Source organism: Streptomyces sp. C, from assembly GCF_000158895.1.
Lineage (GTDB): Bacteria > Actinomycetota > Actinomycetes > Streptomycetales > Streptomycetaceae > Streptomyces > Streptomyces racemochromogenes.
In genome coordinates this window covers 5,942,753-5,954,058 of the sequence record NZ_GG657750.1, presented here as the reverse complement: position 1 = coordinate 5,954,058, position 11,306 = coordinate 5,942,753, and the positions used below count along the sequence as shown (strand labels likewise).

The following is an 11,306-nucleotide window of genomic DNA, read 5'->3' as shown; positions in this document are numbered from 1 at the left end:
CCGCTCGGTGACCGTGCGGCCCCGGGACGGCTCGGCGGCGGCCAGCGCGGCGGCGGCCGAGAGCAGCACCGCGTCGCGTACCGGACCCCGCTCCCCGCCGGCGAACAGCCGCCGGGCCACCTGTGCGTTGTGCGCGGCGTCCCCGCCGCGCAGCGCGTCCACGGGGGCGGGCGCGATGCCCGCGTCGCGGGGGTCGAAGGATTCCTCCCGGACCCTTCCCCCCTCGACGCTGAGCACGGTGGAGGTGGTGGTGACGCTGAGCTCGTCGAGGCCGTCGTCCCCGCGGAACACCAGGGCGCTGCCGCCCCGGCGGGCCAGGACCCCGGCGATCAGCGGGAGCAGCCGCGCGTCCGCCACGCCGACCGCCTGGGCGGTCGGGCGGGCCGGGTTGGTCAGCGGCCCCAGCGCGTTGAAGACGGTCGGGATCCCCAGCTGCCTGCGGACCGCGGCGGCGTGCCGCATGGACGGGTGGAAGTCCGGGGCGAAGCAGAAGGTGATCCCCGCCTCCTCCACGAGGGCTGCCACCCGCGCCGGCTCCAGGCGCAGCCGCACGCCCAGGGCCTCCAGCACGTCCGCCGAGCCCGAGGCGGAACTCGACGCCCGGTTGCCGTGCTTGACGACCCGGGCGCCGGCGCCGGCCGCGACGATCGCGGACATGGTCGAGATGTTGACGGTCCGGGCCCCGTCGCCGCCCGTGCCGACCACGTCGACCGTGGCGCCGGGGACGTCGAGGGGTACCGCGTGGTGGAGCATGGCCCGTACCAGGCCCTCCAGTTCGCCGACCGTCTCCCCCTTGCCGCGCAGGGCGACCAGGAAGCCGGCGAGCTGGGCGTCGGTGGCCTCGCCGCTCATCACCCGGTCCATGGCCCAGGCCGTGTCGGCGGGGGCCAGGTCACGGCCGGCGAGCAGGGTGTCCAGCAGGTCGGGCCAGCTCCGCGCTTCGCGGCCGGGTTCTGGTCTGGCGGTGGTCACTTGGGTCTCCCTCGGTGATGGTCGGGGTGTGACGGCTCAGCCCCACTCGTCGATGTCCTTGGAGTTGGTCGGCGACGGCGTCGGCGCCGCGGACGGGGCCTGAGGGGTGGAGGCGTCCGCCGTCACGCTGCTGCCGCCGGCCACGGGTCCCTCGTTGACGATCTGCACCCCGCCGGCTATCGCCGCCGCCGCGATGATCGCGATGGTGATGCGCTTGACCTGGGTGCGCCACGTGTTCTGCATCTCTGTTCTCCCCCGTCGAGTTCCGCTTGAGCTTCGCTTTGTTCCGGTGAGAAGAACACTAGGAAGGGGCGGCTTCGAGCTGATATCGCTCGACCTTCGGGGGCTCTGCCATTTCGATAAGGGCGATATACCCGCAGGTCAGGAGGGGTCCTTAAGGCGATAACCAGGGTTGGGGACCCCTCTTGACCCCCACTTGCGGGCCGCTTGAGGGCTCATCGGAAGGCCGTCGCGGACGCCTCACGATAAGGACGAAAAGCGGAATTCAGCGTTCCCGGTACATCTCGGCGACCAGGAATGCGAGATCCAGCGACTGGGTGCGGTTGAGCCGGGGGTCACAAGTGGACTCATAGCGTTCGCTCAGCCCGTCCAGGCTCACCTCCTCGCCGCCTCCCACGCATTCCGTGACGTCGCCCCCGGTGAATTCCAGGTGCACGCCCCCGGGATGCGTCCCGAGCTCGCGGTGGACCTCGAAGAAGCCCTTCACCTCGTCGACGATGTCGTCGAAGCGGCGGGTCTTGAGGCCCGACGGTGCCTCGAAGGTGTTGCCGTGCATGGGATCGCTCACCCAGGCCACCGGCGCACCCTCCGCGGCCGCCTTCTCCACCAGCTCCGGCAGCCGGTCGCGCACCTGCCCGGCGCCCATCCGGACGACGAAGGTGAGCCGGCCGGGCTCGCGCTCGGGGTCGAGCCGGTCGATCAGCCGCAGGACGGTGTCGGAGCCCGTCGTCGGGCCGAGCTTGACCGCGACCGGGTTGGCGATCCGCGAGAAGAACTCCACGTGGGCGCCGTCCAGGTCCCGGGTGCGCTCACCGATCCACAGCATGTGCCCGCTGGTCGCGTAGCGCCGGCCGGTCGCCGGGTCCTCGCGCACCAGCGGTTCCTCGTACTCCAGGAGCAGGCCCTCGTGGCTGACGTAGAACTCCACGGCGTGCTGGATGCGTTCGTCGGCCCCGCAGGCGCGCATGAAGTTGAGTGCCTGGTCGATCTGGGTGGCGAGCGCCGCGTAGCGCTCGCCGACGGGCGAGCGGGCCACGAAGTCCTGGTTCCAGGCGTGCGCCTGGCGCAGGTCGGCGTAGCCGCCGGTGGTGAAGGCCCGGACGAGGTTGATCGTGCCGGAGGCGGCCTGGTGCATCCGCAGCAGCCGGCCGGGGTCGGGGGTGCGCTCGGCCGCCTCGAAGGGGAAGCCGTTGACGGCGTCGCCCCGGTAGGCCGGCAGGGTCAGCCCGCCGCGGGTCTCGGTGGGCTTGGAGCGGGGCTTGGCGTACTGGCCCGCCATCCGGCCGATCTTGACGACCGGCACGGAGGCGGCGTACTGGAGGACGAGCGCCATCTGCAGCAGGGTCTGCACCTTGCGCCGCACCGAGTCCTCGCGGACGTCCGCGAAGGTCTCGGCGCAGTCCCCGCCCTGGAGCAGGAAGGCCTCGCCGCGGGCGACGGCGCCGAGCCGGTACTTGAGCTGCTCGCACTCGGCGGCGACCACGAGCGGGACGGCCTCCCGCAGGCGTTCCCGTACCTCGGCCAGGGCGGCGGGGTCGGGCCATTCGGGCTGTTGTGCGGCGGGCCGGGCCCGCCAGGAATCCACGTGCTCCACGAGATCGCTCCTTCGAGGCTCCTGCGTCATCCGGCGAGGGTGCCGGCCGGCCGGGTCCGTGCGCCGGTGAGGAAGTTCCGCAGCAGCGGCATGCCGCCGACGGTGGTGATGGACTCGGGGTGGAACTGCACCCCTTCGACCGCGAGGGTGCGGTGGCGCAGGCCCATCACGTAGCCGTCGTCGACGGCGTGCGCGGTGGCGAGCAGCTCCTGCGGCAGGGGTTCGGCGACGATGAGGGAGTGGTAGCGGGTCGCCGTCATGGTCTCGCCGAGCCCGGCGAAGACCCCGGCCCCGTCGTGGGCGACCTCGCTGGTCTTGCCGTGCTTGAGCCGGTCGGCGACCCGGACGCGGCCCCCGTAGGCCAGGCCGATGGCCTGATGGCCCAGGCAGATGCCCAGCAGGGGGACCCGTCCGGCGAACCGGTGCACCAGCTCGACGTGGCCCGACTCGGCGGGGTGGCCCGGGCCGGGGCCCAGGACCACGGCGTCCGGCAGCCGCGCGGCGAGCTCGTCGGGGCTCTCGGTGCGGGAGCGGACGACCTCGGTGTCGGCGCCCAGGGTGCGCAGGTACTGGTCGATGATGTGGGTGAAGCTGTCGTAGGCGTCGACGAGCAGGACCTTCACGGGAGCAGCTCCTCACCGGTGAGCGCCCAGTAGGCCGCTCCCATCTTGTGCAGGGTCTCGCGCCACTCGGCGGCGGGCGAGGAGTCGGCGACGATGCCGGCGCAGCTCTGGGTGGAGTAGGCCGTTCCGTCGTGGGTGACCGTGCGGATGCACAGGGCCAGGCGGGACCAGCCGCGCACGTCGACGAGGCCGACGGCGCCGGCGTACATGTCGCGGGATTCGGACTCCAGTTCGGAGATGATCTCCATGGCGCGGATCTTGGGGGCGCCGGTGACCGTCCCGGCGGGGAAGGTCGCGGCCAGCGAGGACCAGGTGTCCTCGCCGGGGGCGAGGCTGCCCTCGACGGTGGAGACCAGGTGGAAGACGTGGCTGAAGGTCTCGACCGCCATCAGCTGGGGGGCGTCGAGGGTGGTGGGCAGGCAGACCCGGCCGATGTCGTTGCGGCACAGGTCGACCAGCATCACGTGCTCGGCCTGCTCCTTCTCGCTGGCGAGCAGGGCCTCCACGCGCGGGCCGTCCACGGCGGGGTCGCCGCTGCGGGGGGTGGTGCCGGCGATGGGGCGCATCACGATGCGGTCGCCCTCGGTGCGGAAGAGCACCTCGGGGCTGGCGCCGATGAGCGTGGACCCGTCGCGCGGGACGAGGTACATGTACGGGGACGGGTTGCGTCCGCGCAGCCGCCGGTAGACGTCGAGCGGGGTGAGGTCGGTGTCGACCTCGATGCGGTGGCCTATCTGGATCTGGTAGATGTCGCCGACGCCGATGTGCCGCAGGCAGCGCTCCACGTTGGCGCGGAAGGACTCCTCGTCGGTGCTGTCGCGGACGGCGCGCGGGGCGGGGGCGGCCGGGACGCGGCCGGCGGGCTCGGTCATCCCGGCGGTGAGCCGCTCGACGATGCCGGCCAGGTCGGTACGGGCGGCGGGGCCGCCGTCGGGTCCGAAGTCCTCGCTCCGGGCCGCCAGCCGGACGGCCGTGCCGGCGTCCAGGTCGTACCAGACGGTGTCCTGGAACAGGGTCAGGACCAGGTCGGGGGCGCCCCCGTCGGCGTGTTCCCGGACGGGCAGCTCCTCCATATAAAAAGAAAAGCGCCGTAGCCGATGGTGGCGAGGAAGCCGAAGGCGTAGTCGGGGCGGGCGCTGTCGACGTCGAAGCGGGCCTGGACGGCCCGCAGCACGTCCCAGACCTGCCCGGGGCGTTCGAAGATCCGGTCGCCCCCGGGGCCCGCGGCCAGCCCCAGCCCGTCGGCGACCCGGGACAGCTCGGCCAGTACGGGCGCCACGCCCGCGGCGGAGATCCGCCCGGCGCGGATGCGCAGCTCGGCGAGGCGGCCGAAGCCGACGACGGCGGAGTTCCCGTCGAACTCGGGGCTCTCCAGGGACTCCAGGAGGAAGACGTCCTCCCCGAACCGCGCCCGCAGGGCCTCGTACAGCTCGATCGGGGGGTGCGGTTCGAGGACGGTCTCCTCGACGCGGACGGGGAGGGGGCGCCGGCCGTGTGCGGCCGGCGCCCGAGTGGCGGTGTCGAGCAGTGTGGTCACTGGATCACTTTCCTCGGATGGCTCGGGGCCGTTCGGAGCGGCCGGGTGTGCGCGGGGGGCTCAGCCGTAGCGGCGCATTTCGTGGAAGAAGTCCCCGACGACGGCGAGTTCGCCGCGCTCGCGCAGGGTGTCGTAGACGTGCCGGCCGACCGCGAGGTCGAGGACGCCCAGCCCGAAGGGCGAGAAGAGGACGGGCTTGTCCTCGGGCACGGACAGCTGCCCGGAGAGCACGTCGTACAGCGTCCCGTCGACGAAGTCACGGCTGCCGGTGAGCTGTTCGGCCAGGTGGGGGGAGGTGTCGGCCTTCAGGCAGTGCTCGATGTCGTCGACGACGTTGAAGCCGGAGAGGATCACCTCGGGCGACAGGTCGCGCAGCGAGACGTGCAGCACGAGCGGGTTGTGGCCGAACCAGTCGGGCTCGGTGACGTGCGGGGTGCCGGCGACGGTCGCGAAGACCACCAGGTCGCTGCCGCGGATCAGCTTCTCCGCGCTGTCGTGGACGGTGACCGGGCCCTGCTCGCCGGAGCGGGCGAGGTACTCGGCGAAGCCGCCGGCGTGCTCGGCGGACAGGTCGTGCACGCCGATCTCGTCGAACTCCCAGCCGGTGCCCGCCAGGTACTGGTGGACGAAGCGGGCGATCAGGCCGACGCCGAAGAACCCGATCCGGCGCGGCCGGCGGCCCGCCGGGCTGAGCCGGTCGGCCGCCAGCGCCGCGGAGGCGGCGGTGCGGGCCGCGCTGATGATCGAGGATTCGAGGCAGGCGAGGGGATAACCGGTCGCGGGGTCGTTGAGTATCAGTACGGCGGAGGCGCGCGGAATTCCGGCCGCCACGTTTTCGGGGAAGCTGGAAATCCACTTCACTCCGTCGACCGGGGCCGGTCCGCCGATCGACGCCGGCAGCGCGATGATCCGCGAGGTGGGCCGGTCGGGAAATCGCAGGAAATAGGAGGGCGGATTGACCGTCCCGCCCTCGCCGTGCACCCGATAAGCGGATTCGATCAATCCGACCACTTCGGGCGCACGGCCGTCCAGGACTTCGTGCACCTGGGCCCCGGGGATCACGGCGAAAGAGGGCGCGCCGGTCGTACGTGACATCGCAGACTCCACAGCTCGGCAGTTTTCTCGTCTGCGATGACGCTAGGGAGCCGCTTTATCGCCGGGTTATTGACCGGTTACGTGCGCTGTCCGGATCCCTCCCCCAGTCGTCGCAACGCGGCCGCGGCCTTCTCCTCCCAGGGCGGGGAACCGATGCGCTGGAAGATGGCGAGCGACTCGGTGAGGTGCCCCCTGCCCGCGTCGCCGTCCCCCCTCTCGCCGTAGGCGCGTCCCAGTGCGAGCCTGATCTGCCCTTCGATCATCGGGCTCCGGGTCCGCCGGGCCGCGTCCAGGGCTTCCAGGAAGGTCCGCTCGGCCGCCTCGGAGGCCCCGGCCTGGAACCGTGTCTCCGCGAGCCCGAGGAGCGCGTGGGCGAGGCCGAGCAGGTCCGACCTCTCCCGCACGATCTCCACGACCCGGGCGAACTCGCCCTCGGCCTCCTCCAGCTGCCCGAGTGCGAGGTGGGCGCTGGCGAGGCGGTGTGTGGCCAGCGCCAGGCCGTGCCGGTCGCCCTTGCCGCCCTCGCACACCCGCAGCGCCTCGCGGCTGAGCTCGACGGCGGCTTCCGGCTGCCCCTGGTCGAGGGCGAACTGGGCCATGTTCTGGAGCGCGTACGCCTCGGAGTACCGGTCGCCCGCCTCCCTGAACACGGGCAGTGCCTCCCGCAACCGCTCCATGCCCTGGTCGAGCTCTCCGCGGATCCGGTCGATGAACGCGAGGCCGCTCAACACCAGCGCCCGCCCCAGCGAGTCCCCGGCCTCCGTGTAGAGCGCGAGCGCGGTCTCCTGCCGCGCGGTCGATTCGGCCAGCCTGCGCAGCCTCAGCTCGACCAGGCCGAGCTTGCGCTCCATGGCCGCCTGTCCACGCAGGTTGCCGGCACCGCGCGCCGCGTCGAGGGCGTGTTCGCTGCAACGCCGCCAGTCCTCGAGGTAGTTGCGCGACGAGAAGAGCACCTCCATGGCGATGACGAGGCCCCACGCCAGGTCGTCCATGCCCAGGCCGGACGTCTGCTCGACGACGGCGACCAGGGAGAGCCGTTCGGCCTCGAACCACTCCAGCGGCGCCACCAGCAGCTCTTCCAACAGCACCGAGTCGATCTCCCGGCGCGGGGCCCCGCAGTCCAGGATGCCGTCCCCACCCCTTTCGCGCCGGTGCGCCTCCTCCGCAATGGTCAGGGCGGTCCGGAACACCCGGTCACAGGCATCCAGCCGCTCCTCCTCGCTCTCCTCCTCCCGCGCCAGCTCCTCCGCGTACAGCCGCATCAGGTTCTGGAAGCGGTAGCGCAGCTGTCCGGTGGCGTCGACGCCGACGACCTCCAGGAACTGCGCGTCCACCAGGTGCTCTATCAGCCGCTCCGCGTCCATGACACCCCCGTCCAGCAGCGCGGCACCCACCCACGTGGTGAAGTCGGGTACGCCGAGCAGCCCGAGGAGCCGGTAGAGCCGGGCCGCGTCCTTGTGCAGGTAGCGGTAGCTCAGCTCGAAGCTGGCCCGGACCTGGGACTCGCCCTGGCTGAGCTCGTCCAGCCGGCGCCGCCCGTCGTTGAGCCGGGTCACCAGGTGGCGCACCGTCCAGTGCGGCTTGGACGCCAGCCGGGCCGCCGCGATGCGCAGCGCCAGCGGCAGCCGGTCGCACAGCTCGGCCAGGCGGGCCGAGTCCGCGGGGGCGGCCTGGATGCGGGCCTCGCCGACGATCCGGCCGAGCAGCTCGACCGCGTCCGCCTCGGGGAGCACGCCCAGGTGCACCCGTCCCCGCTGCGGCCAGGTCACCAGCTGCTCCAGCTGCTCCCGGCTGGTGACGAGCACGGTGGAGCCGCCGCTGCCCGGGAGCAGGGGCCGGATCTGCGCGAAGGTGCGTACGTTGTCCAGCACGATCAGCACCCTGCGCTCCGTGAGCACGCTGCGGTACAGCGCGATGCGGTCCTCCAGGCCGTTGGGCACGTCGTCGCTGTCCACGCCGAGCGAGCGCAGGAAGCGGCTGAGTATGTCCCCGGCGGTGGTCGGGGCGTGGTGCTCGTCATAGCCGCGGAGGTCCGCGAAGAGCCGCCCGTCGGGGTACTGTTCGGTAACACGGTGGGCCCAGCGCACCGCGAGACCGGTCTTGCCCACCCCCGCGACACCGGTGATCAGCCCGACGGTGGACGCCCGGCTGTCCCCGCCCTGGCCCTCCACCAGGCTGTCGAGCGCCGCGAGTTCGGCTTCGCGCCCCGCGAATCCGGGTACGTCGGGCGGCAGTTCGGACGGCACGACGCGCCCGCGTGCCGCTAATGCGTCGGCGGGCCCTTCCCCCCCTTCCACCGGCCCCACCGGCGGCTCGAAGGCCAGGGACGGATCATCGCGCAGGATCGCGTCGTGCAGCTCTTGCAGCTCGGGGCCGGGGTCCATGCCGAGCTCGTCGATGAACTGGCGCCGCGCCTCCCGGAAGCTCTCCATCGCCTCGGCCCGCCGGCCCGAGCGGTACTGGGCGAGGATCAGGTGGTACCGGGTGCGCTCCCGCAGCGGGTGTTCCCGTACGGCGGCGGCCAGTTCGGGCAGCAGCAGCTGGTGCCGGCCCAGCTCCAGCTGCACGCCCGTCATCGCCTCGTAGGCGTTGATGCGGACCTCTTCCCACCGGGCGGCCTCGTCCTCGACGAGCTGCCCGGTGACTCCGGCGAGCGCGGGCCCCCGCCAGAGCGCGAGCGCCTCGCCGTAGCAGCGCGCCGCGTCCGCGGGGCGGTGCGCGCGCACGGCCTCCTCGGCCTCGGCGACGAGCCCGCTGAAGGTGACGGTGTCGAGCACGTGCCCGTCGGGGCGCAGCAGGTAGCCGGGGTGCGCGGTGGCGATGACCTCCTCGACCACCCCCTCGCTCTTGATGGCCTTGCGCAGGGCCGCGATGACGATGGCGACCTGGGTGCGCGCGGTGGCTGGGGGGCGACCGTTCCAGACCACGTCCACGAGGGTGTCAACCGGAACGATTCGCCCCGGACTCAGGAGCAGAAGGGCCAGAATCGTACGTTGCCGGGCACCGCCGACCTGAACGGTCCGTTCCCCTACGGTGACCATGAGTGGTCCGAGAATTCCGAATCTGAGTGGCTCGCCCAACTGTGTCTCCCCCCGTCGCCACCGGGCCCGGCAGCGCGATCACCCTACCTGTCTGCCGCTGACAGAAAAGGGTCGAGACCCAAGCTTTGCGGCTGGTGGGACACCATGACCGAAAGCTGATCGATCATCTCGCGAATGGCTGGAATCGATCGAAACACTACCGGCACTCAAGGAGCAGCCACGAGGTCCACATCCAGCCAAACCCAGGGAACAGGAAGGTCCCCTTCACGCCTCCCCAAACCCACCCCGAAGCCACCCCCCAGCAGCCTCCGAAGTCGTCCGGGCTGGCCGGGCCCACTCCGCGAGGACGGATCCGCTCCCGATCCGGTCAAGCCCGAGGTGGCGCTCTTCGCACCCATCCAACCGCCGACCCCAGGCATGAGCGCCCCCCGAACCCCCGGATTTCACACAGCCGACGCGCGCCCCCCACCCCCCGCCGCCCTCTATCGGCCACCCACCCCTGCCACTCCCTCCCCGGAGAACCCGATCCGGCCGCCCGCCAGTTCGAGGCCCCCCGGCCCGCCCACCGGGTTGACGAGGCCTTGAAGCGGCCTGTGGCAGTTTCGGGCCCATGATGCATGCGGACGCGATCCGGGAGGCGGTACGCCGCAACGCTGCTGGCGGGTGTCGGCCTCATCGAGGCGATGGCCACCGGAGGCGGCATCACCCGGGGCGGGCCGCCGGCCTGGTAAGCCCAGTTCACCACGCGGGAGTCGCGCGTCGACCTGGCCGCGGCGGGCGCAGCAGAGGCCCTGGGCAACCGGGGGGGCTTCCCTCCCGTCCTGAGGCCGGTGCATTCAGCGGCAACGGCACGTTCCCAAAAGGCGGCACTCGGCCCGACGAAGACGTCACGCGGTGAGAACGGGCCGAGCGGACAACGAAGACGGCGAACGGGCACGAACAACCAGCGAAGTCGCGGAACCCAAGAGTGTCGTGGCCGTCTCTACCCCGCGAGGTCGCTCAGCAGCAGCCCCAGAACCGCCTCCTCCTCAACGCGCAGGGCGTGCTCGGCAAGAGCGAGCGCCAGGCCCGGGTCCCATGGCGACTGCGCCGGCTTCCCGTCCAACGGGCGCAGGACAGGTCCGGCCGCCGCTACCGCCGCACGGTAGTCGTCGGCGGTGTAGCGCCAGGGCCGCCAGGGCACGTGCCCCGACAGCGTCGTGGCGATGCGTAGGCCGCCCCAGTCGAAGTCGCCGTGGTAGCGGAAAGCGGCACCGAGCTCATGCAGACGGGTGAGAAGGGTCAGAGCTGCTGCCGACGGCTGGCCTTGGACGCAGACCAGCGGCCGGGCGTTCGTTCCGTGGTTGTCCGCCGCAGCAGCAAGGACCGCAGGGTTCTCACAGATGTGGACCACGGGCGGTGCCGTCCGCAGTGGACGGTGGGCGAGCTGTCGGAGGGTGAGTACGCTCGGCTCGCCCATCTCGGCCATCCAGTCCAGGGCCGGCGTCCCGCGGAGGTTCAGGGTGAGCACCGTCGAGGAGACGTCGTCCCGGAGCAGGCCTGCGGAAGCCCAGGCGGCCCGTCGCCAGGCGGATCCCGCTCCATCGGGGTGGCCGGTCAGAGCGCGGACTCCGGCGAGGGCGAGGGTGGCCACCGGCGTGCCGTCGTCGAGGGCATGGGCGCTCCCCAAGGTGTCCGCGGCGAACACCGCAAGCGATCGTGGTGGTGCGACGGGCAGCTCCCTCAGGACGCGGACGGTCTGCTCCACCAGCGAACGGGCGGCGGAGGGAGTACGGGCGAGGCGGCGCACGAGGCCGTCGTCACGCACTCGTACGGCCCAAGCAGCATAGGCCGGAAGGTCTTCGCCCAGCCCGGCGAGAGGCGCGTACGCCTCCGTCCATGCCCGTTCCTCGCTCCGGCGGACCTCGTCATGAGGGACGACCCGCCCGGCGAGGACCGATACGGCCGCCTCCAGGCCCTCCGGGCTGATGCCCGATCTGACCAGTACGGCGTCCACGGCGTCGAGCCGCACTGTCAGCGCCTTGCCGGCACCGGGTGTCCTGCCCAGCAGTCTCTCGGCCGCCGCCCGCTCGGCCGGGCTCGGCATGGCCAGCGAGACCGCCCCGGTGAGTGGCTGCCCGCGCTCCAGCCGTCGGCGTGCCCGCTCCACGAGCCAGGCCAGGTCGGCGCCGCCGAGCAGGCGGCGCAGGCGTGCTTCGTCCACC

9 protein-coding genes are annotated in these 11,306 nt (G+C 72.3%); all 9 read right to left on the bottom strand.

The genetic code is table 11. The annotated features are described in order from the left end of the window. On the bottom strand, positions 1–972 hold a 972-nt coding region (gene trpD, locus SSNG_RS26890; RefSeq protein ID WP_007267077.1), incomplete at its 3' end, for an anthranilate phosphoribosyltransferase. A gap of 36 nt (positions 973–1,008) precedes the next feature. Continuing rightward, positions 1,009–1,215: a hypothetical protein gene (locus SSNG_RS26885; RefSeq protein WP_007267076.1), complete on the bottom strand. Its 207-nt coding sequence runs from the start codon at positions 1,213–1,215 to the stop codon at positions 1,009–1,011. Between the two features lie 262 nt (positions 1,216–1,477). Continuing rightward, positions 1,478–2,797, bottom strand: coding sequence for a 3-deoxy-7-phosphoheptulonate synthase class II (locus tag SSNG_RS26880; protein ID WP_241695266.1), 1,320 nt, complete (start codon positions 2,795–2,797; stop codon positions 1,478–1,480). A 35-nt stretch (positions 2,798–2,832) separates the two neighbouring features. Beyond that, complete coding sequence (locus SSNG_RS26875; protein WP_007267074.1) at positions 2,833–3,429, bottom strand: aminodeoxychorismate/anthranilate synthase component II; 597 nt, start codon at positions 3,427–3,429, stop codon at positions 2,833–2,835. After that, positions 3,426–4,502 (bottom strand): anthranilate synthase component I family protein, encoded by a 1,077-nt coding sequence (locus SSNG_RS26870; RefSeq protein ID WP_007267073.1) that lies wholly within the window; start codon positions 4,500–4,502, stop codon positions 3,426–3,428. Before SSNG_RS26870 ends, SSNG_RS26875 begins: the two co-directional genes overlap by 4 nt. Then, positions 4,445–4,966 (bottom strand): anthranilate synthase I, encoded by a 522-nt coding sequence (locus SSNG_RS44110; protein WP_007267072.1) that lies wholly within the window; start codon positions 4,964–4,966, stop codon positions 4,445–4,447. Before SSNG_RS44110 ends, SSNG_RS26870 begins: the two co-directional genes overlap by 58 nt. A gap of 60 nt (positions 4,967–5,026) precedes the next feature. Then, positions 5,027–6,061, bottom strand: coding sequence for a 2,3-diaminopropionate biosynthesis protein SbnB (gene sbnB, locus SSNG_RS26865; RefSeq protein ID WP_042802000.1), 1,035 nt, complete (start codon positions 6,059–6,061; stop codon positions 5,027–5,029). A 77-nt stretch (positions 6,062–6,138) separates the two neighbouring features. Then, positions 6,139–9,102 (bottom strand): BTAD domain-containing putative transcriptional regulator, encoded by a 2,964-nt coding sequence (locus SSNG_RS26860; RefSeq protein WP_007267070.1) that lies wholly within the window; start codon positions 9,100–9,102, stop codon positions 6,139–6,141. A gap of 982 nt (positions 9,103–10,084) precedes the next feature. Beyond that, on the bottom strand, positions 10,085–11,305 hold the full coding sequence (locus SSNG_RS26855) for a TIGR02679 family protein (RefSeq protein WP_128637549.1): 1,221 nt from the start codon (positions 11,303–11,305) through the stop codon (positions 10,085–10,087). Between the last annotated feature and the right edge of the window lies 1 nt (position 11,306).

Bases quoted from the DNA above. Each gene is read 5' to 3' on its own strand.
- sbnB (WP_042802000.1), bottom strand. From the start codon at position 6,061: ATGTCACGTACGACCGGCGCGCCCTCTTTCGCCGTGATCCCCGGGGCC.
- SSNG_RS26860 (WP_007267070.1), bottom strand. From the start codon at position 9,102: ATGGTCACCGTAGGGGAACGGACCGTTCAGGTCGGCGGTGCCCGGCAA.
- SSNG_RS26885 (WP_007267076.1), bottom strand. From the start codon at position 1,215: ATGCAGAACACGTGGCGCACCCAGGTCAAGCGCATCACCATCGCGATC.
- SSNG_RS26870 (WP_007267073.1), bottom strand. From the start codon at position 4,502: ATGGAGGAGCTGCCCGTCCGGGAACACGCCGACGGGGGCGCCCCCGAC.